The 21,658-nt window shown below is 45.2% G+C and carries 13 protein-coding genes and 1 pseudogene; 8 read left to right on the forward strand and 6 right to left on the reverse strand.

What is annotated here, in order from left to right; translation table 11 throughout:
• The first annotated feature begins 382 nt into the window (after positions 1 to 382).
• From RRG12_RS38200 to RRG12_RS38210, 3 genes are all read left to right on the forward strand, one after another.
• Positions 383 to 1,732 (forward strand): efflux RND transporter periplasmic adaptor subunit, encoded by a 1,350-nt coding sequence (locus RRG12_RS38200; protein WP_420762797.1) that lies wholly within the window; start codon positions 383 to 385, stop codon positions 1,730 to 1,732.
• Between the two features lie 271 nt (positions 1,733 to 2,003).
• Positions 2,004 to 5,177: an efflux RND transporter permease subunit gene (locus RRG12_RS38205; protein ID WP_420762798.1), complete on the forward strand. Its 3,174-nt coding sequence runs from the start codon at positions 2,004 to 2,006 to the stop codon at positions 5,175 to 5,177.
• Between the two features lie 469 nt (positions 5,178 to 5,646).
• Positions 5,647 to 6,006 carry a hypothetical protein gene (locus RRG12_RS38210; protein WP_069071228.1) on the forward strand — a complete coding sequence of 120 codons (360 nt, stop codon included), beginning with the start codon at positions 5,647 to 5,649 and terminating at the stop codon, positions 6,004 to 6,006.
• Between the two features lie 186 nt (positions 6,007 to 6,192).
• Here RRG12_RS38210 and RRG12_RS38215 read toward each other — a convergent pair whose 3' ends face one another.
• Positions 6,193 to 8,451 carry a pentapeptide repeat-containing protein gene (locus tag RRG12_RS38215; protein WP_420762799.1) on the reverse strand — a complete coding sequence of 753 codons (2,259 nt, stop codon included), beginning with the start codon at positions 8,449 to 8,451 and terminating at the stop codon, positions 6,193 to 6,195.
• Positions 8,452 to 8,460: 9 nt separating this feature from the next.
• A complete protein-coding gene (locus tag RRG12_RS38220; RefSeq protein ID WP_420762800.1) occupies positions 8,461 to 9,468 on the reverse strand; it encodes a zinc-dependent alcohol dehydrogenase family protein in 1,008 nt (335 codons plus the stop codon).
• Positions 9,469 to 9,875: 407 nt separating this feature from the next.
• Here RRG12_RS38220 and RRG12_RS38225 point away from each other — a divergent pair, with 407 nt between their 5' ends.
• From RRG12_RS38225 to RRG12_RS38240, 4 genes are all read left to right on the forward strand, one after another.
• Positions 9,876 to 10,115, forward strand: coding sequence for a hypothetical protein (locus RRG12_RS38225; protein WP_181930033.1), 240 nt, complete (start codon positions 9,876 to 9,878; stop codon positions 10,113 to 10,115).
• A 133-nt stretch (positions 10,116 to 10,248) separates the two neighbouring features.
• Complete coding sequence (locus RRG12_RS38230) at positions 10,249 to 10,446, forward strand: NblA/ycf18 family protein (RefSeq protein ID WP_420762801.1); 198 nt, start codon at positions 10,249 to 10,251, stop codon at positions 10,444 to 10,446.
• An 804-nt stretch (positions 10,447 to 11,250) separates the two neighbouring features.
• Entirely contained in the window at positions 11,251 to 13,224 is a 1,974-nt protein-coding gene (locus tag RRG12_RS38235) for a di-heme-cytochrome C peroxidase (RefSeq protein ID WP_420762802.1), read from the forward strand.
• A gap of 148 nt (positions 13,225 to 13,372) precedes the next feature.
• Entirely contained in the window at positions 13,373 to 14,617 is a 1,245-nt protein-coding gene (locus tag RRG12_RS38240) for a catalase family protein (RefSeq protein ID WP_420762803.1), read from the forward strand.
• Between the two features lie 327 nt (positions 14,618 to 14,944).
• Here RRG12_RS38240 and RRG12_RS38245 read toward each other — a convergent pair whose 3' ends face one another.
• Positions 14,945 to 16,045, reverse strand: a complete 1,101-nt coding sequence (locus RRG12_RS38245) for a hypothetical protein (protein WP_069068743.1) — start codon at positions 16,043 to 16,045, stop codon at positions 14,945 to 14,947.
• 1,233 nt (positions 16,046 to 17,278) lie between these two features.
• The gene (locus RRG12_RS38250; RefSeq protein WP_069068746.1) at positions 17,279 to 18,052 is read right to left on the reverse strand and encodes a glucosamine-6-phosphate deaminase; all 774 of its coding nucleotides are present in this window, start codon (positions 18,050 to 18,052) and stop codon (positions 17,279 to 17,281) included.
• 195 nt (positions 18,053 to 18,247) lie between these two features.
• On the opposite strand from RRG12_RS38250, the gene RRG12_RS38255 reads away from it, so the two are divergent.
• On the forward strand, positions 18,248 to 18,934 hold the full coding sequence (locus tag RRG12_RS38255; RefSeq protein WP_069068747.1) for an HAD family hydrolase: 687 nt from the start codon (positions 18,248 to 18,250) through the stop codon (positions 18,932 to 18,934).
• Positions 18,935 to 18,987: 53 nt separating this feature from the next.
• On the opposite strand, the pseudogene RRG12_RS38260 reads toward RRG12_RS38255, so the two are convergent.
• Together RRG12_RS38260 and RRG12_RS38265 are read right to left on the reverse strand one after the other, a co-directional pair.
• Positions 18,988 to 19,234, reverse strand: a pseudogene (locus RRG12_RS38260) (zinc ribbon domain-containing protein); the annotation flags it as partial.
• A 31-nt stretch (positions 19,235 to 19,265) separates the two neighbouring features.
• Positions 19,266 to 21,116: an ABC transporter ATP-binding protein gene (locus RRG12_RS38265; protein ID WP_420762804.1), complete on the reverse strand. Its 1,851-nt coding sequence runs from the start codon at positions 21,114 to 21,116 to the stop codon at positions 19,266 to 19,268.
• Positions 21,117 to 21,658 lie beyond the last annotated feature (542 nt).

Below are 21,658 nucleotides of genomic sequence, written 5' to 3' on the forward strand. Positions count from 1 at the left end.
ACCCGAATTCAATAAACAACTACCCGAATTCAATATATTTATTGCATAAATTCTCAAAACCTCACCTGAAACCTGATTTACTAAGGTTTTAGCTTTAGTTTTACCCCACCCTAACCATCACTGCGATTAACCCGGATTTCTCACCACATTTCGATTAAGCCTTGTACAGGGGAGCAGGGGAGAGTTCAAATACTAAGTTCTTTCCCCTCTGCCTCTCCTTGACATTTTTTTGTCATATTTATCCAATAAACTACAAAAAAGTAACGTAAATTTACTTTTATCTAAATAATTGACTGTTGATAGCGAACATTGGACTATTCATTGTTCACTTTCAACGGTTAATAATTAGCCCTTAACCCTCAGTAGCCCACCGTTAATCGCTATGGATACTTCTGAAACTGAAGTTTCAAAGGTTGAAACCCAATCAGATAGTTCTGTGCCTTCTGAGTTAGCACCGACTCGCTCAGGTAAACCTTGGTTCTGGAGATTGCTGATTTCATTTTTGGCAACTGGTGGCATTATCCTCTGGCGGATGTTCGCTCCTGGTGGTACACCACCCTCTTCTGTGGCACAGCAGCAAGGGCCACCTCCAAAACCAATTGAAACAATCTCCCTCGCAACTGGGAGTGCTACCAGAAGTGTCCAGTTGTTGGGACAAGTAGAAGCCACTCAGCAGTCAACAATTCGCGCTCAAACTGGTGGAATTGTCAAGCAAATTTCAGTGCAACCAGGCGATCGCGTCAAAGTCGGAATGGCGATCGCTTTACTGGATGATACCGATCAGCAATTGGCAATTAGCCAAGCACGAGCGCAACTGGCACAACAACGGAGCAATCTAGCACGTTTGGAAGTTGGCACTCGTCCTGAAATCATTGCTCAACGGCAAGCGGCTGTCACATCTGCCAAGGCGCGAGAACTGGAAGCACAGGATAACCTGAAACGCACCAGCGATCTTGTTAAAGAGGGTGCTTTATCTCAAAGATTGTTAGTGGAAGCCCAAGCACAATTGAATAACATCCAAGGAGAACGCCTAGAAGCTGAGGCAGAACTTGCCGAAGCGAAAGCTGGGCCGATTCAAGAAGAAATCGCCGCTCAACGGGCAAATGTAGAAGCAGCAAAAGCCACCTTAGCTCAAGCAGAATTAGCCCAGCAGCGCACGCGGATTCTGGCATCGGAATCGGGAATAGTGCAGACTCGCCACATCAGCAATGGTGATTTGGTACAAAGTTCTGGTGAAATTGTCACCTTAGTAGCAGGCGATCGCTTCGACATTTTCCTAGAGTTACCAGAAGAACTCAGTGGTAAAGTTACTCCAGGGATGACAATCGATCTCACAACTCGCGCTCTACCGCAATGGAAACAACGCGCCACCATCACCGCTGTAGTTCCTTCTGCCGAAACTGCTTCCCGTCGCCAGCGTGTGCGTGTCGAAATTAACAAACCCCCGTCAGGATTAATACCAGGAATGGCGATCGCAGGTAACTTAAATATGCCCTCGAATCGCTCCAGCTTTGTGGTATCACGAGATGCATTAACCAGAAGACAAAACGAGTGGCTAGTTTTTGCAGTTGCAGATGGCAAAGCTAAACAAATTCCAGTCGAAATGGTTTCTGACATGGGTAAAAATGTCGCAATTTATCATCCCACTTTACGCACCGGTCAACGCATTGTGCTACGTGGCGGTGATGGATTGCAAGATGGTGCGCCTGTAAAGATAGTTGATCCAACTTGAAGGAGGCAGGAGGCAGGATAGCGCAGCGTTAGCGAGTCCGCGAGCGTCGGCAGAAGGAAGGAGGTTGTAATTTAGATGAGGCTTCAACCCAGTCTAATTCCAGTCCACCAAATCGTCCTACCTCTCTTGTTAAAACATAGGTTGCACCACGCTTCCATAGACTTCTTGCAGAAGTTGGTTAAAGAGGAAGAATCGTCTCTTTCTCCTTTAACCTTTCCTTCAAAATACTGGAAACCCAGTTTAAATATGATTTTCTGAATTACCAATTAATATGAACTTTATTGAAACCGCCGTTCGTTGGCGACATGGAACTTTTGTTTTGTTTTGCTTGCTGGCAATGTTCGGGGTATTCTCCCTACTTAAGTTACCCCTAGAATTGCAACCAGGAGGCGATCGCCCGGAAATTACGATCACAACTACCTATCCCGGTGCAGGGCCAACAGAAGTAGAAGACCTGATTACCCGCCCCATCGAAGAACAGATGGAAGAGGTGCTAGGTGTCCAAGAAATTAGCAGTACTTCTCGTGCTGGACGCAGCAGCATCACCTTGGAATTTGCTCAAGATGCCAACGCCAGAGAACGGATGGTAGATGTTCTCAACCGCTTGCAGCAGGTGGGAAGCTTACCGCCAGAAGCGCAGGAATCGAGTGTGGAACTGGTGGGTGGTAACAGTTCACCAATGATGTGGATTCCCTTTGATACCAAAGATGGATTTAAACCGGATGCAGACCGTTATCGAGACTTAGCAGAAGAAGTGGTGATTCCCCGTTTGCGGCGAGTCGAAGGAACTGGGCAGTTTTTGTTAGTGGGTGGACAAGAACGAGAAGTAGAGGTGAAGGTTGATCCAAAAGCATTAAGCGATCGCAATCTCGCAATTGGCGATGTAGTAAGAGTCCTTCAAGAAAACAACCGTGATATTCGGGGTGGGCCATTAATTCTCGGACGACGGGAATATCGAGTCCGCACAATCAGCCGATCGCAAGATTTGTCACAAATTGAAGGTTTTGTGCTGCGACGCGACCAATCGGGCACTGTTTACTTGCGAGATGTCGCAACAGTCCAGATGGGACGCAAACCTCAAGATGGGGCGTTGGTGTTCAACGGCAAACCTGGGGCAGCAGTCGGTGTAATTCGGCAAATTGGGGCGAATGTACCAGAGGTGGCTAAAGGCATCCGCGCGGAAATTGCGGCACTGCAAACTGAGTTTGACAAGCAAAATCAAGGTATTCGCTTTGTCTACAACTATGACGAGAGTCAGTATATCAATCAATCCATTGAATTTGTCCAAGGCAACTTAGTTAGTGGGGCGCTGTTAGCAACCATTGTCTTAGTTCTGTTCCTTGGCTCCATGCGTACCGTTGCAGTGGTGGCAATTACAATTCCCATTACACTGATTATGGTGTTCATTGTCATGTCTGCATTTGGACGCACATTAAACATCATCAGTTTGGCGGGATTGGCGTTTGCAGTGGGTATGGTCGTAGATAATGCGATCGTTGTAATTGAGAATGTCTTTACCCACATGCAGCAAGGCAAAAGTGCCATGCGTGCAGCCATTGAAGGTACTCAGGAAGTTTGGGGCGCAATGCTTGGTTCCACCTTAACCAACGTAGTGGTATTTGTACCCTTGTTAATGGTGACGGGTGAAGCTGGGCAACTCTATGCTGATATGGCGATCGCACTTTCTGCCTCTTCTCTATTCTCGCTGTTTGCGGCATTAACTTTAGTCCCAATGCTATCGGGATTGTTCCTCAAACAATCGGAAGCCATGCAAATGATGCAGGGTGGAGAATATCGGGGCGGTAATTGGTTTGAACGGATGGTGGCCAAAACCTCTGCGGTGTTTCGTCATTTCCAAACCAAACTGGAAAACTTTCTCGTCGCTACTGTTAGTTGGTCACTGGGGCGTAAACGGATTGGGCGCAGATTAATTGTGCTGTCGATTCCGATCGTTTTACTCGTAACTAGTATTTTTCTCTTACCACCTGCCGATTATCTCCCCGAAGGAAATCGGAACTTAGTTGTATTGCGGGCCGAACCGTTACCGGGAACCAGTATACCCGAAGCGATTCGGCAATCTGAACCTGTGCAAAAATTTCTGCGATCGCAACCAGAAGTTGAGCGGATCATGTATGTTGACCGTCCAGGGGCGCTGCGAGGTATTGCAACTATTTTAAAACCAGAATTTGCCACGACTACCGGACTGGCTGATATGGTGGATCGGTTACGCGCCCAAAGTAGTAACTTTGCTGGATACCGCTTTGTCATCCCGACACGGATTTCTATATTCCGCGATCCGGGTAAAGAATTTGAAGTGGATATTGTTGGCGCTGATTTAAACCAAATTGGTGACTTAGAAAAGCAAATTACCGGCAAATTGCGATCGCTTCCAGGGGTGCAGAATGTGCGCTCAAATTTTGTCTTGGGTGCAGGAGAATTACAAGTGATTCCCAACCGCGAACGCATTGCCGAAGTAGGACTTTCGGAAGCAGAAATTGGTTCGATGGTCGAAGCAGCCTTGGGTGGTCGAGTTGTTTCCAATTACATCGATGGCAAAGAAGAACTAGATGTCTCAGTGGAACTGCAAAATACTGCTGTGGAAACGCCAGAACAACTGCGCCAATTGCCTTTATATGCACAAGGACGACAAGTGCAACTGGGGGATATCGCCGAAATCCGTGAAACTACGGGAGCCGATGCCATTAACCACGTCAATTTAGAGCGCTCAATTAGCCTCACTGTCACCCTTGCACCAGATGCCCCTCTTGCTACCCTGGTAGAACGTGCCGAAGAAGAAATTCTGGCTCCTTTACGTGCTAGTTTACCAACAGGTTATCGGCTAGAACTGGCAGGTTCCGCAGATCAGTTAGCAACAACTGTTGGTCAATTAGCTGCTGCATTTGCAGTTTCGATTTTGATTACTTACTTGTTGCTGGTGGCGTTATATCGCTCATTCCTGTACCCAGTAGTGATTATGGCAACAGTGCCGATGGGTATGAGTGGCGCACTATTGAGTCTAGTAATCGCCAACATGATTCCGGGAATGAATGTGGCATTGGATATGATTACAGCCTTGGGATTTGTGATCCTTACGGGTGTGGTTGTTAACAACGCCATTCTGCTGGTCGATCGCGCCTTGCAACTCCAGCAAGCAGGTGAGGATTATGATGCATCCTTATATAATGCGACAAGCGATCGCTTACGGGCGATTTTCATGTCTGCCGGCACTAGTGTGTTAGGGATGTTACCGCTAGCAGTTTTACCAGGACAAGGTTCAGAGTTATATCAGGGGTTGGGTATTGTCTTAACAGGTGGTCTGGCTTTTTCTACTATTTTGACCCCTACCGTTGTACCTGCACTTATGGGTTTACTGTACGATCTTTCTGGACGGAAATCGCCGCGATCGCCAGCTGCAAAAAAGCCGGACAAACTAGCTACTAACTAGGGTATTCACCTTGTGGGAAGGTGAGAGGCTTCTTTTTGATTCAGCTAAATGTTTATCTCATTCCTATGCTCTGCATAGGAATGGCTAGAGGCAGCAGTCCAGAAATTTTGATAAACGGAAAGCACGAGGCAGAGGGCAGTTTTGCTTCTGCCTCGTGCTTCCTGAAAGTTAGTAATTATTATTCATTAACTATTTTAAATATTTTTACTATCTGCTTAACTGTCTTAACTGTCTTAACTGTCTACTTAAATGTCTTAACTGTCTTAATTGTCCACTTAACTGTCTTAACTGTCCATTTAACCGTCTTATACTGCTATTGCATTTTATTGATAAAACTGAGATTATCTGTTTAATTAGATGACTACAAAGACAATAAATAGAGAAAAGTTTTAGTTTTTAATTAGGCTAAATAAATTTTACTGCCCTTGGTAATGTTTAACTAGCATATAAAGAATTGAGGTTGATTAAAATGGACGAAATCGTTAAAAAACTTGCTGGTCTGGGTCTTCCTGGTGTCATTCTTGTGATTCTAACGGTCACATCAGGAGGTAGTTCTGCCGCTGTAGCAGCTGCCATTACAGCGTTAGGAGGGCCTTTTGGCATAGTTGGAGGTATAGCCCTACTTGGTCTAATAACAGTTGTAGGGGATACTGTAGCAGGATACGGACTTGAAGCCATTGTTAATGCTATTTATAAAGAACGTAGCAAAACCGAATCTGTTCAAGTTCTCCTTAAAGAAATTAAAGATTTACCGATTTCAGAGGAGCTAAAACTCAAACTGAAAAATGAACTTAGCCCAGAAAATTTTACTGATACACAAGAGATTTAGATTCCAAAAGCAGTTTAAATTGTTGAGGAGTGATTTTGATTGCTATAGGACTCATATTTGATTTCTGAAAAAACTCAGTACAACTAAGAAGCCTTCTTGACTGTTGCCTGTAGCAAGATTCCCTATTGCCTGCCTACGCAAATTAGTTCAGAAATCAAAGCGGATTCCTATAGCAATCCTAAATCATTACTTCAGATAAATCAGCAAATTCAATCCCGGAATTGTGCGGGAAAGTGTCCACAAAACTAGGGTGATGTAAATTAAACCGAAACTCCATTGATACCAAGCAAGTGCAGAGATGATACCTGGTAAATGTTCATCTCGTAAACGAATGTCGTTAAATCCTAATTTAACTAGGTTGTTGAGGCTAAAATCATAGTAGTTGAGCCAATTCCAGCGGCGATCGCACAACAAGGGCATATATCGTTCCCGAAATGTCTGATTCCTTGGTATCACTGGCAAACGCCCAATCAATAATCGTAACTGGCGAAATGTGCCGTCTTCTGTGAAGTAAGAAACGTCCATTAAGTCATGATAACGACCTTGTTGGTAAAGTCTAATCAATAAAGCCATTGGGACGGGGACAATAATTATTAAAATACACCCTAATGTCAGCCAAGGTTGTTGAGCATTGCGAAAGATCGCTAGTAAGCTGAAGAATTCTAAAACGCTAAAACTGATTAATATCGAAATGGTTTCGTAGAATGTGGGAATAATTGGTACGGGATGCAGCCGACGATAGCGATCCACCAGCCAAAACAGTAAGCCAAAATAAGCGATCGCTAATCCTCCCACGCCAAACACTAACCAAAAATTTGTACCATAGCCACTCAACAACAGCAATACACTCAACGCCAACCAACTCCAAGCTTGCAGTAACCAGCCAAGTATAGAAAGAGTTTCGCCAACAATTAAGCGATCGCTTAGTTGGGTATATTTTTCTAAATCGATGTCTGTTATGGTGAGTAACTCACTACTGTTGCGAAAGGATTTTACCAGACGACGCTGGGCGATCGCTTGGGCTTGAGTTGCAGAAAAACCCAGGTTAATCAAACTTGCAACAGAAGCACTATTAATATTTGTAGCCGTCAGACGACGGCCGAACTCTCTTAATCGCAGTCGTTGTTTTGTATATTCCAGTTCATTGGCATCGGCAACTTGCTGTTGCTGACGGAAATTTTGCCCCAAATTCCGCAAGATGTTTTGATTACCTCGCAATGTTGGGATACAAAACATCTTACCAATCTGACCGGGATTACCTAAAATTTTCGCTTGGTTAGAGTTAAAAGTTAAACCAGGTACGCTTAAACAAGCTTCTGTAGCAAATATCGCATCACTAAAATCTGCTTGGTTAAGAATGTTCGCACCTTGCAGATTTACCGATTTGTTAAACTCCGCTTCCCGGAAGCTTACAGCTTGCTCAAAAGTCGCTTCTGTTAAAAGAAGGAACTGATTAAAATCTGCTTTAGTAAACTGGGCTTGATTAGCAAAGTACACATCAGAAAAATCAGCATTCCCTTGCCATTGCACACTACTAAATTTAGCCAAAAGTTTAAAAGTTGCTTGGTTGAAGTTAGCAGTTTTTTCAAAGATACTGCCTTGAAAATCAGCAAGTTCCTGAAATTTGATTTTTTTGAAATTAGCTTTTTCAAAAAAAATACTGCTCTGAAAATTGCTTGGTTGCCGGAAATTGGCGCTGGTGAAACTAACGGGACGAGCGAATCTGCTTTCAGTCCAGTTAGTAAGTTGGAGAAAAGTTGCGCCTTGGGCATCCACAGACTGAAGAAAAAATGTATTGGAGAACTTCACTTCACCATTAAAGCGAGTTTGCACCAGCGTCAAAGCACCACGAAAAACAGCGATTTCACTGGCTGGGGTTGACTCTGTTCCTAAAAGCGATCGACAATCTTTGGAGTTGGGTAAAGCGATTGCGAGTGACTCTAGACAAACAAAGCGTAAACGTTCTAGTTCTTCTTGTTCGCTAGCAGTGAAAATGGGAGCGTAGACGCCTCGCGGCTTGTCGCCAGACATCGCTTTTACATACAAGGGTGTTCTTAAACCCAAATCGCTGCCCACAAAATCACCCAAAATTAAAGCATAGCTGAGGTCTAAACCTAAAGGTTTAGCACCTAATTCTTTTCGCAATAATTGGTAAAAAGCATCACGAAAGCTAGCATTTTCTGGGCGTAAATCAATCACCATTTTCTGCAAATCGACAGTCAAATTGCCTTCGCGGAGTGTGGGTGTACGCAATCGTTCTTGTAATAATTCCAGAGTTAAGGGTGTGCGTTCTGGCTGCGTTTGTGCTGCCCAAGCAGGTAGGGGAAGGAAGAAAAGAAGAATTAAAAAAACGCAAAGAAACGCAAAGGAGTACAGAGAAACCCCTCTGCGTACTTTTGCGTTTAACCTCTGTGTGCCTCTGCGTTTAAAAAATAATTTATGCAAAAAGTTCTTTCATTCGTCGCTAATCAGCAGAACAATTTTACCCGTCACAGACCCGCTTTCAATTAATTGGTGAGCTTTAGCAGCTTCTTTCAAAGGAAACTTGTGACTAACATGGATTTTTAACTTGCCTTCATCAATCCAAGTGGCGGATTGTTCGAGAATTTCTGCATGGTGCTGGAGAATTTCCTCCAATCCTAGCAACGCTGGTGTCAACATTAATTCTAAACCAATGCGGAGATTGCGTAGCCTAGCAGTTTTCCAAACTGTATTGGCATCTGGTTCGAGAATCGTCACAATATCACCATAGACTCGCACTGCGGGGAAGGTTTTGTAAAAGATTTCGCCGCCGATGGTATCAAAAGCCAAGTCTACGCCTTCCCCGCCAGTCCAATCTAATACCGCTTGTACAAAGTCAGTTTGTTTGTAAAAAATTACATGGTCAGCACCCAATTCTTTGACGAAATTAGCTTTTTCCTCAGAACTGACTGTAGTGGAAACAGTAGCACCTTTGAGTTTAGCCAATTGAATTGCTACATGACCGACACCACCAGCCCCCGCATGAATCAAAACCCGTTCCCCAGGTTCCAATCGTCCCCGTTCATATAAAGCTTCCCAGGCGGTGATTAATACCAAAGGCGCTGCTGCTGCTTCAGCAAAAGAAATAGACGCGGGTTTACGTGCCACAAACCGCTCATCTACAACAGTATATTCAGCATAATTGCCTTGGTGTGCGCCCAAACCACCATAGCAAAAATATACCTCATCACCTGTGCGAAAACGCTGAACACTAGCACCCACCGCTTCGACAATACCCGCACCATCACATCCTAAAATTGTCGGCGTGCGATCGGGGTAGAAAGTGCCTCGACTACGAAGTTTAGTGTCAATCGGGTTAATTCCAGCCGCTACCAAACGCACTAAAAGTTCAGTATTACCTACAGGAACACCAGGGTTTGGCACTTCCTGTAATTGCAGAACTTCGGGACTGCCAGCTGCCGTCATCAAGACTGCTTTCACAACTCTTTCCTCCTGGCTTTAGATGCACATTCTTATGCAACTTTACCGCAAGAGGGTAGATACAGAGCTATTTCTGAGGCAAAACTGCAATGTCTGGTGACAGGCGCGAGACGCTTACCCATCTCAAAGGTAGATATGTAAAAATTAACTTAATATTTTTTTGTAATTTGAAATAAAACTCAATATTCCGAAATATAGCTATAATAAAAACATCCAGCGACAACGCTACTCGTTGCGAGGCAACCAATATGGATGCCAATGAAGTTTTAGACTGATACGCTCAGGCAGATTTGAAAAGAATCAGCCTAATGACTAATCTAAGAGGGGCAAAATCCCTGATGTCAGAATTTAGTTAACAGATAACAAGAAATCCCTGATCAACTCAATAAAACAATAGAGAAAACATCATGAAAACCGATTTTGATTTTCCCAATAAAAATTTGCTTGGAGCAGTAGTTTTCAGACCTAGTTTTAACAACTTTGAGAAAATTAATGCCAATCAAGCTTGGTCATTATTTTTCACTGGTGGTCAAGAAGATAAGGTACTAGGACAACAACCTGAATTAGGCAAGTTTTTTACATACCTGTTAATCGCTCTTGGAGTAACTGGAACTCTTTGGGCAACCTATTTCAATAACTCTCTATAAACAGGTTAGTTACTAACTAAAAGTCTGAAACGGTGATTAGAGAGGCTTAATCTGGATTCTGGTAATTTAAACATATCAAACACGCCAGTATTGAGCTTCTCGTTTTCGCCCCCAATTAATGCAGGAGCCAAAAATGGATCAACCCATCGAATTATCGTTAGAACAAGAATTTAGTATCCGTTGCTTTGCCGACAAAGTGGAACAGATGTCCTATGAACAAGCTAAAGAGTTTTTGCTTGTGCTGTATGAGCAGATGCTAATTCGGGAAACGACTTTCCATCAATTGCTCAAACAGGAGTGGAGACTAGATATAGGCACAGTCTCCGGGTAAACTGTGTAGTAGATTCGTGGCACGAATCTACTACGCCGTAATCTTTGCCAAGTCATTACCAACAAGGGAATTATTCAGGCACAGGATGTCATGATCTGGAGATAAATTTCTTCTAACTTCTTCTTGAGATACAAGAGGTTGTTTGAAAATTTTTGAGTGAATATAAGTAGCTACTAGACAAGCTAAGTTCACCTGCGTGGACTAGCAGTAAATCGAGTTTTATAACCCGCGTAGGCGGGTTTTGTATGTGTAGCCGCGACTTCTAGTCGCTGAGGCAAGTAATAATTTAGGCTTTTCAACTGGTCGCCCCTCCGGTAATGGGTACCAGGAATTTTTTTTTTAAATTTGGTGGTGGGTAAGAGCAAGCACCATAATTTTTCGATTCGATTTTATACCAATTTGAAAAAAGAATACGACAAATAGACCATTTGTAGAGATGCAATCATTAATTGAATTGGTATTACACCCAGTCCCCAGTTCCTTTTACACAACCTCGCAAATACAAGGGACTGGGAATTAGGCGGCACCCACGTATCGCTTGAAGAAAGAAAGCGGCTAGATAGTTTTCGGGCACGCTTCTACATCGCACGATTAAATTTAGGGTAGGTAAATCCTTTAGTGTACCGCAAATTTTTTTTGTAAGAGACATCTTGTAGGATGAGAACTTAAGAGATTAAAAGCAATTAAATAAAAAAATATTGAAGTCAAACTCTCATAACTAGAGGTAATAAGAGAGCCAGAGACATAGTTTTGCTCGTTTCCGCCGCAGGGAGATGGGTCAATCATCACGTTTAGGAGAAACCGATGAGAAAGCTGATGAGAATCGTTCTTCTCGTGCTAGCCGGTGTGGTGATGGCACTGGCGTTCACGCTCGCCTCGTTTTCCCAAGACCGACCGGCAAAGGCGAAAGTCGTCCACCTGGATCAAGGTTGGTCTCAAGAGGATCGGCTACGCTATTACTACACCTCACAAGGTTCGGCTGCGATGTCTTACGACATCTTCCTAAACCTCGATGCGGCGAATAACCAGGGGCTATTCAGTGCCAATGATAACCTCGCCAAGTATGGATTTATCCCCCAACCCGCCGATTCCAAATACAACCCGGACGGGCTACCCATCGGCATAACCAATACGGTAGTAGCGGACGGACGATGGAAAGGCAAGTGGGTCGGATTGAGCTGTGCCGCGTGTCATAACGGACAGATCGAACACAAGGGAACCAAGATCAGTATTTCGGGCGGTAACAACGCCACACTTGATGTTCATGCCTTCATTGAGGGACTGGATGATACCCTGGCGGCAACGGCTGCCGATCCGCAAAAGTTCGCTCGGCTAGCAGAGAAACTGGGACAGCGCGATGATGCCGGCAAGGAAGCGTTACGCAAGCGCTTGGAAGAGGATGCCGCGGCAGTTCATGGCTATCGCGGCATCCTTGCGGTGACACCGACCGTTGTTGGCCCGGGACGCATGGATGCACTCCGCCTGATTCACAATCAGGTGCAATCCCGTTGGCTCGACATTCCGCAAAACTGGGTAGCGCCGATCGCACCAGTCAAGCCGTCTTTCGTCTGGAACATACCGCAGTCAGCTTGGGCACAGTGGAGTGGCGTCTTGTTTGACCCCATTCTCCGCAATCAGGGTGAATCTCTGGGGGTGTTTGCGAGGATGGACTTAACGTCGAAGACGCCAAAGTTAGGGCTGTTCGACTCTACCGTAGACCTTAAGGGCCAAATTGCCAGCGAGGCTCTCCTACGGAGACTTGCACCACCTCAATGGCCCGAAGGTGTTCTCGGCAAGATCGATGAAGAGAAGGCTGCCAAGGGAGCGCAACTGTTTACGCAAAACTGCGCCGGATGCCACTCCACCTGGCCGCATCGTTGGAGTGAACCCAAAAAGCAAGACAAGCGATTTATTGAGAATGCGATCGTCTCCGTTGATGTTATCGGCACCGATCCGGGGCAGTTCTCAAGTCCGCAGTTCGAGAGCAACCCGACGGTGAAGACTGGACGGATGAGTGAGTATTTGCCAGCGCCGGACACTGGGGCTGCGATCGCTCCACCGCCCGTTGTCTTCCAGGCGATACAGCGCGGGATCTTTGACAAGGCAGTAGCCAAGCTCAAACTCAGCGATGAGGAACTCGTCTCGGCACACGGCTATCGGGCTTTTTATCCAGAGCCACCCGATCCGATTCCGGCGATCGGCTACAAGGCTAACCCGGCTGAAGGTATGTGGGCCTCGCCCCCCTTCTTGCATAATGGCTCAGTGCCGAATCTCTACGAATTGCTGCTTCCAGACAATGAGCGGTCTAAAACGTTCTTTATCGGGCGAGAGTTCGATCCGGTGAAGGTCGGCGTGGACACTTCTGGGAAATCTGGGAAGTTCCTATTTGACACCTCGCTGGTCGGCAATTCCAACGCTGGACATTCCTTTGAGAATAGACCTACCGAGAAAGGGGTTATCGGACGACTGCTGACTGAGGATGAGCGCTGGGCATTGGTCGAGTACATGAAGTCCATCCCGAACCAGTCCCGACAGATTGCCCCATTTGGCGGGCCAAAAGATCCTATTCGTGCTTGGCAAGATAAGACGTTTTTCCACGTCAAAAACCCAGGCACTTACAACGGCGCACCCCAATTGTCACCGGCTTCAACGACAAAACATGCTCTAGCCCAAGAATCGATCAATCCAGGCGAAATTGTCACCCAAAACTTGGGTCTGTTCGCGAAGCGTCTCGTAGAGAAGCCCCGTCTTTTGAGGACGGCTTTTTATCATCGGTGACAGGACTTTAAATGAGTAATGAGTAATGAGTAATGAGTAATGAGTGGATGAGAAATGGGTATTTACTCATTACTTATTACTTATTACTTATTACTCCAGAATCACCGCGCCTCTAGGTCGGTGAGTATGTCAACTTTAGGAGGGATTAATGAGCAAGCTGATAAGAATCGTTCTTCTGGTGCTAGCCAGTGGGGTGATTGCACTGGTTTTGACGCTCCCTTCCTTCTGTAACCAACCCCGACAGATCACTCCATTTGGCGGATCGAAAGACCCCATCCGTGCTTGGCAAGATAAGACGTTCTTCCACGTCAAAAACCTAGGTGCTGACGACGGCGCACCCAAGGAGATATCGGTGCAAAAGCCAACCGTGCCCGCTCTCGCGCAAGAATCCATCGAGCCGGGTGAAAAGGATCTCATTGATTCGATCCTCAACGCATCGCTGGCACGACTGCACACCCAGTTTCCGCCCGGTACTCGGCCAGTCTTGCGCGACGCGCATCCGAAAGCACACGGCTTGGTATATGCCGAATTCATCGTGCTTGATAATCTCCCAAAAGAATTGCGCTACGGCGTGTTCAAGACGCCGCGCACGTTTGATGCCCTGATCCGGTTTTCTGCCGGGAATGTCGAGGTTCAAGAGGACAGAGTGCCACAGGCTGCCGGAATGGCAATCAAACTGTTCGGAGTCGAGGGCGAGAAACTGCTTGCATCGGAAAAGGATGCTAAGACGCAAGATTTCGTGATGATCAATTTCCCGACCTTCTTCGTAAGAAACCTCAAGGATTATGAACTCTTGCATCAGCAGATGTTGAAGGGTCAGATCGAGAAGTTTTTTGAGACTCGACCCACGGAACTCAAGGCGATCATGTCCATGCGATCGCAACCATTCTTCAATCCCGTCCAGATTCGCTATTGGAGTCAGACGCCATACTTGCTAGGGCCGAACGCGATCAAGTTCTCAGCCACCCCCATCTCCCGAAGCACTAACCGCCAGCCAAAGACGACGGGGCCAGACTTTCTGAGGGAAGTCATGAAGAAACAGGTCGGATCAGAAGACGTTTATTACGAGTTTGCTGTCCAGATCCAAGCCGATCCAATGACGATGCCTGTGGAAGATCCTCTGGAACTGTGGGACGAAATGGTGTCTCCCTTTCAACAGGTCGCGATCATTCGCATCCCGAAGCAAGACATTGACGCCAAGGGTAGGGTAGAGATGGCAGAGAACCTCGCGTTCACGCCCTGGCATTCCTTACCCGAACATCGACCCTTGGGTTCTATGAACCGATCGCGACTGCTCATTTACGAGAAGGTGTCTGAGTTTCGCCGCAAGATGAACAATGTGCCTCGCAAAGAACCGAATCAGATCCCCATAGAGAACGACAGGCCATACTAGTAGTTCGCCAACCCAAAATTGCTGGGTGGAGGTCGGCAGAGGAGCAGGGGAGCAGGGGAGCAGAGGAGAGGCTTATACCAAGTTCTTTCCCCTCTGCTAACCACCATGCAAAGTTTCCTTGGCAGACTACTAGAAAAAATTCACCGCTTGGGTTTGTGGCGGATGCGTCGGTTGAATCTATTGTAGAGAGAAAAGGCATCTGCCGAACTCGACCCCAACTTGACAATTAAGACTTCAGACAAAAGTATTGTAGAAATAATCAAAAAAATATGTTGTGTCAGGCATGGAAAAGCGCTAAAGGTTGTGTTTCACTGTGAAAATTTGACATCAATACCGCAAAACCAATGCAATTCGCTGATGAATTGATAGTGCTTCATCGTCCACAATTGCAATGTTTCCTCCCTTAGCCAAGACAACTTCTATAATTTCATCGACGGCATCATCCATCACCTCTGTACCACCTGGTTGATCCACTAACTCAAACCTGCCGTCTTCAGTCAAGATTGCTGGTACATGGTAGTTTTTTTCAACCAAAAGCAATTTCCCTCGACCTTCATGCGCTAATCGCCACGTTTCCCCAATCGTAGAAACGACACTTTGAGTACCCATCGCGTCATCTAATGCCTGGAGTGCATCAGCCTGTTGCGCCTCCCGAACGGACTGCATGATTGTCCACACTTGAGGGGTCAGTTCATGAATCGTCGCTTTGTCAAAATTGCCACTCAGGCTTCCTGCGTAGGTGTAGCCCGTCGTAGACATCCCTTGAGTATCTTGTGAAACCTCCTGGAAGAAAGATATTTGCCGATCAACACCTCCCACAACCAATGGTAGCGACTCATTTGGATTCTGATAGAGCTTCAATAAAGTGTCTACATGCTGAAAAAATCTGCGATGCCTATCGTCTCGATAGCTAGAGTCTGCGTCAGATGGAAGCGGAGCCGTGGCCCCGGGCCCTGTCATTTGCATTGGGAAGTTTTCATCATGAACTTCCTCAAGGGTTTCTCCTGTTCCAGCTAATAAGCGCGTGGATGCCTGACTTAACAGCAAAACCCAATAGCGTAGCGCCCGATGCGTTCCATAGACCAAATCTCGTGTCGCGAAGGTTTGATCAATTACAACCCGCTCAGGTACAGGAAAGGGCAGGTAATAAAGCTTGGCAAAGTCATGGCTGATGTATAGCGCTAACCCATCCAGCGTGTGGCGATAGTCAATTTCGCTCACGAGGGTTTCGAGCCGCTTCAACAATGGTTCCAACTCGCGGTTAGTAAATTCTGTGGCAAGCCGCTTCGTTGCCTCATCTACCAGATTTTTCACCCGAATCGGATCTTGTTTATTATCAGGTGATGTCCGATGAGTTGGTAACAGGATGGAAAGCGCCGGAACATTGCTCAAAAATTGCAACTGCTTAAGAGCCTGACGAGTAATCATGGATATCTCTTATCGATTTTTAGTGGTGATTAAGCTGTTTCCAATGTTAAAGACAGAACCACTCGTAATTCCTCTACCAAAAAAAGGAGATTGCATCCGCAGTTTTAGCTACCTATCTAATTGGTATGCATAGCCGTAGTCACACAGATTAGGACAGTGTTGATTGCTCAAAGTCTTGAAAAAACTGGGTTTTTACTCATCACGGGCTAAACGCAATACGCTTGGGTTAAGGGCTAATGGCACTAAGAAAAACCCAAAAGCTTGTGTCGTCTCGTTCCCAGCCTCCAGGCTGGGAATGTATTTAAAAGAGGCTCTGCCTCAATTCAAGCTACTGGAGGCGGAGCCTCCCAGAATGGATTCCCAGCCTGAAGGCTTGTTCCAGTCAGAACAAGGGCTGTATCTTTTCTTAGTGCCATTCGGTTAAGGGCTAAGTGTACAAAATTGTGGGTTTTCTAGACGCGATAAATCGCCGTCTCTACAAGTATTTTGGTCTTATCTGAACCGTATTGGGGCTAAACGCCCCGCTACCGCTAACAGCACTTAGCTATAAGAGGAATGGCACTAAGAAAAGCGGAAATGCTTGCCAGATGAAGATTACAGCTTTTAATCAAAGAGTACCGAGTTAATGGACAAGCCTCCCATTCGTAGTTAGCAGAGCCGTGTTTAAATTCAACTGCTTTCTGCATATCTACGCTCTTAAATTATTTCTGAAAAGGAAAAAACCGTGAAACATAGTATTTGTTTCACGGCTTTCCGTGTGGTGTGAGGAGCTTAACTATATATCATGATAAAGTAACTGCCTAAGTACAATACACTCGTAACATTTTTGGTAACAGAATTTTTTTGCGATGACACTATCAGATGTGAGATTTAATCAAATTATGGCTTGCTAAACCAACGATATTGACCAATAAAAATGCACAGCGCATTGATATTTCAAAGCAAGGGAATACCGCAACGGATAAGCTATATACATGGGGTAATAACTCTGAATTATTTATCAAGGAAGGCAGAGGGCAGCTATGCTGGAGGCTCAGTTGGAATACTGTTTTCTGCTCTGGAGTCCGTGACAATCATCGAACTTGCGGTTTAAGACCCCCATCAAATTTTCTTGTTTTGTGGCCCCAATTAAGTATGGTGTTGAATTCCCTACAAAACATTGAACCTTCTGCCTTCTGCCTTCTTCAATTTCCCCTGTTTCCCAGTCCCTAATCCCCACTCTCTACTCCCTTTTCAAGAGAGCAAACTAGCAGAATTAACATCCAAAAATAACATCGCTTGGGATTGTTGACGGAGAACAGAAGCCGGACAATCTGTAGTTATAGCTCCTTGCAACATTTCTTTTACCACATTCGCTTTACGTTTTTCTGGAGCAAGGCAGATAATTTTTTTAGCTGAACAAATCGCCGAGATGGTGACAGTAAAAGCATATTGGGGAACAGTTTCTAGATTTGGAAAGTGACCTGTACTAACTTGTTGCTGACGGTTCACTGTATCTAGTTTCACCAGTTTCACACTGTAAGGGTCTTGAAAATTTGCTACTGCTGGATCGTTAAAAGCCAAATGTCCATTTTCGCCAACACCAAGACAGCATAAGTCAATTGGTTGTGCTTGCAATAATTTAGTGTAGCGATCGCACTCTGCCACTGGTTGCAATGTATCACCTTCTATATAGTGAAATTCTTTAGGAATAACCCGTTTCTCTACACGTTCTCGCATATAGCGCCGGAAGCTGGCTGAATGGTCAGCAGTAATTCCCAAATATTCATCTAGATGGAACAGTATAATCCGTGACCAATCTACACCACCCAATGCAATTAAAGCATCAAGAAATTTGAGTTGGGAATTACCTGTTGCTAACAATACAGCAGCCGTATCTTGTTCGTTGAGAGTCTGCTGTAAATACTTTTGTGCGATTTCGGCAACATTCTGGGCCATTTCGACTTCAGAGTTGTGAATCCGCACCAGTAAATCATCAACGCGAAAAAAGTTTAGATCGGCTAGCATTTGCTTACATGGAAGGTTATCAATTATACGGCAGTTTGCTGAGAGGCTCTATTTATCTGCCCTTACAGTTTTAGGATTTAGCAGATTATTTGTCACTTTTTACCCTGTATTAACCAAGGAACAATCACTAAGGACAAAAAACAATATAAACTATTTAAATTAAGTTAACAATTATTTACATTTTACCCAAAAATTATGCTGGCTGCAATTCTCTTTGACCTAGATGGCACTATTGTCAACACTGACCCTATACACTACCTAGCTTGGCAGGAAATGCTGTTAAATTACAGCATAGAAATTGACGAAACATTTTATCAAACCCGCATTAGTGGGGGGCTAAATCCAGAAATTGTTAAGGATATTCTGCCACAATTATCAGCAGCAGAGGGGCAAAAATTTGCAGATGAAAAAGAAGCGCTTTTCCGCAAACTCGCGCCAAATCTCAAACCTTTGAATGGATTTTCTGAACTACTAGCCTGGACAGATACACATCAATTGAAACGTGCATTAGTTACTAATGCTCCGAGGTTAAATGCAGAATTTATGCTAGAGGTGTTGGGGATAAAAGAAGCTTTTCATACAATTGTTTTAGCGGATGATTGTATTGCAGGTAAACCCGACCCTGCACCCTACCAAGTTGCTTTGAATAAGTTGGGGATTACAGCAGAAGAAGCGATCGCCTTAGAAGACTCTCCTTCTGGGATTCGTTCAGCGGTGAGCGCAGATATCCGCACCATTGGCATAGCGTCTACCCATAATCCCCAAGCTTTGCAGGAAATCGGTGCATTTATGGCAATACCAGATTTTACTGATTTGCAGTTGTGGACATTTCTGAACTCACTCATTGAGAAAAATTCAAGTGCGATCGCTTCTAATCTTTGAACGTATTGGGCCTCCTGAATTGAGGCTACTGAACTTTCTTGACACTCCCCGAATTAGAAATTCGGGGATTCTTGCTTCAAAGGGATTCCAATGAATTTACCCTCAGCAAGCATCTTGACCGTATGCCCTACGGCTGCAAGCCCCCTAATAGCGACTACTTGAGCGGCTGCTTATGTCTCTATCAGTTGTATAGCCGCAATTTGAACAAATATGAGTACGTATGACAAGTTCTTTTTTACCTGTCTCAACTCTACAGTTAGGGCAAGTCTGACTGGTTTTTCGTGCATCTACTTTCTGAAATTTTAAAATGACCACGATTCGACACTCAAAACTATCCTGTTTGCAGTTCGGAGGCATTTTGATTATTGGCTTCTACAGGTAAGAATCCACCTGCCTGCATTTTCCATAACCTGTAGTAAGCACCACGGCGTGCCAGCAGCTTGGCGTGAGTGCCATCTTCGATAATGCGCCCTTGGTCAAATACCAAAATGCGGTCTAAATGGGCAATGGTAGAAAGTCGATGAGCCACCACGATGACTGTTTTTCCATCCATCGCTAAATCTAGAGTATCTTGGATCGCTTTTTCGGTAATGGAATCGAGGCTGGAGGTAGCTTCATCTAGAATCAGAATTGGTGAGTCTTTGAGGATTACCCGCGCGATCGCAATCCTTTGTCTTTGCCCTCCAGAAAGTTTGACACCGCGTTCGCCCACCAAAGAATCATACCCTTCCTTAATCTGAGCAATAAAATCGTGAGCATAGGCTTGACGTGCCGCCTCGACCACTTCCTCGTCGGTGGCATCCAGTCGTCCATAACGAATATTTTCTATCAATGTCCGATGGAACAGAGACGGATCTTGAGGAATCAAGCTGATCTGGGAGTGTAGGGCATCTTGCGTCATGTCTCGAATATCCACCCCATCAATAAGAATCTGTCCAGATTGGGGGTCGAATTGACGCAAAATCAGATTCACGAAACTGGATTTCCCAGAGCCAGAAAAGCCAACCAGTCCGACACGCTGGCCTGGTTGGATAGTTATAGACAGGTTGTCGAATACTTTTTTCCCAAGGGAGTAGCTAAAATTTACTTGGCGAAACTCAATCTGTCCCTGAGTGATTGAATGGGCGATCGCACTATCACGATCAATGATCTCGTGGGGTTGAACAATAGTAAAGACACCATTGGCAATATTGCCGATATGTTCAAAAAATTCTAGAAACCGTTTACTTAAATTGCGGGCTTCACTGATGATCAACAGTGACAAACTAGTAGCAACCACGAAGTCAGCAGTTGCGATCGTCCCCTGACTCCAAAGTGAGAGCGAGTAATAAAGAGTGCCGATTTTCAGAACAGCTGCTGAGATAAACTGAAACCAACGGATTCGCTCCGAGTACCAATTGGATTTTCTCACCTCTTTGAGTTCGTCCCTTAATTGCTCATTCAAATAGCGTCGTTCAAAACCCAGGCGAGCAAACAGTCGGCTACTATTGAGGTTTGTTACTGAGTCTACGATGATACCAGTTGTCTCACTTCTTGCGGCTGCGGCTTTTCGGGAGTAAATTCGGCAGCGAGTTGCTAGCCAGAACGAAATACTGATGAAAAGAACTGCCCACAACCCCACGAATCCAGCAAGTGGAGGATAGACGCGATACAGTAATATCGTCGTGACACTATACACGATGATTACTGGCATAAATTCAGTAATCAGCATTTGCATCGTCTGAGTTACACCTAAAGAAGTTTCGCTAATCCGATGTGCCAATGCCCCAGAAAAACTGCTGCTGAGGTAACGATGAGAATGGTGCTGTAAGTAGGCATATAGCGATCGGACGATGTGCTGTCGGTGGATCGGATGGAGGATTGTCTGTAAGAGTCCAGCCGATCGCCCGAATACCACTTCACCCAAACTCAAGGCGGTGAATAACATCAGGGGTTGGCTCACGGCATCAAAAATCTGCTTACTCTCCCCTGGCGATCGCGTCACGCCCCGGATGATCTCGCCAATGGCATAAGGTAACATGATGCCACAGGTTGCGTGTATTACCTCCAGAATCACCATTGCCACATACCACCAGCGAAACTGGTTAACGAAATAGCAAATGAACCTAAAGGTCGTCGCTGGCAAGTTGGGCGCGTCGGCAGCACGTTGAAAGGATTTCGATTGTTTGGACTTTTTCTTCATGAAAGTCGATCTCGTAGCATCTTTTTAGGCTTCTCTTTAACAACTCGATTTAGTGGGGACAAATAACATTGAATTGAAGAAGAATTCAGAAGTCAGAAGTCAGAAGTCAGAATTCAGAAGTCAGAATCAAGACGCTGCGCTATCCGCCACTCGTACAGAATTCAGCATGAATTCTGGCTCCTGAGTCCTGAATTCTGTTTCGATAAAGCTAGAAGACTTTGTTCACAGTGTCAAAGCTTTCTTAAGTAGCAATATTCAAACGATAAATATCCATCTCAACTCTATGAAATATCGTTCTTCTTTCGTGTCTCATACCCAACTTCCCAAGCACTCTGATCGATGCTGTGTTTGCTCGTTCGACAATGCCAAGGATATATGGAAATCCTCATAACTAATGAAACAAAATACTAGACCGAATGGCACTAAGTTAAAATACAGCCCTTACCCTAACTGGTTCCCAGCCTCCAGGCTGGGAAACCATTCTTGGAGGCTCCGCCTCCTCTTTCTTGACAAGAGGCAGAGCCTAGGCTGTTGACTTTGTG

It is taken from the genome of Nostoc sp. CALU 546 (assembly GCF_048836525.1).

Bases quoted from the DNA above. Each gene is read 5' to 3' on its own strand.
- RRG12_RS38210 (WP_069071228.1), top strand. From the start codon at position 5,647: ATGGACGAAATCGTTAAAAAACTTGCTGGTCTGGGTCTTCCTGGTGTC.
- RRG12_RS38240 (WP_420762803.1), top strand. From the start codon at position 13,373: ATGAGCAAGCTGATAAGAATCGTTCTTCTGGTGCTAGCCAGTGGGGTG.
- RRG12_RS38255 (WP_069068747.1), top strand. From the start codon at position 18,248: ATGCTGGCTGCAATTCTCTTTGACCTAGATGGCACTATTGTCAACACT.
- RRG12_RS38245 (WP_069068743.1), bottom strand. From the start codon at position 16,045: ATGATTACTCGTCAGGCTCTTAAGCAGTTGCAATTTTTGAGCAATGTT.
- RRG12_RS38250 (WP_069068746.1), bottom strand. From the start codon at position 18,052: ATGCTAGCCGATCTAAACTTTTTTCGCGTTGATGATTTACTGGTGCGG.
- RRG12_RS38225 (WP_181930033.1), top strand. From the start codon at position 9,876: ATGAAAACCGATTTTGATTTTCCCAATAAAAATTTGCTTGGAGCAGTA.
- RRG12_RS38230 (WP_420762801.1), top strand. From the start codon at position 10,249: ATGGATCAACCCATCGAATTATCGTTAGAACAAGAATTTAGTATCCGT.
- RRG12_RS38265 (WP_420762804.1), bottom strand. From the start codon at position 21,116: ATGAAGAAAAAGTCCAAACAATCGAAATCCTTTCAACGTGCTGCCGAC.
- RRG12_RS38235 (WP_420762802.1), top strand. From the start codon at position 11,251: ATGAGAAAGCTGATGAGAATCGTTCTTCTCGTGCTAGCCGGTGTGGTG.
- RRG12_RS38200 (WP_420762797.1), top strand. From the start codon at position 383: ATGGATACTTCTGAAACTGAAGTTTCAAAGGTTGAAACCCAATCAGAT.
- RRG12_RS38205 (WP_420762798.1), top strand. From the start codon at position 2,004: ATGAACTTTATTGAAACCGCCGTTCGTTGGCGACATGGAACTTTTGTT.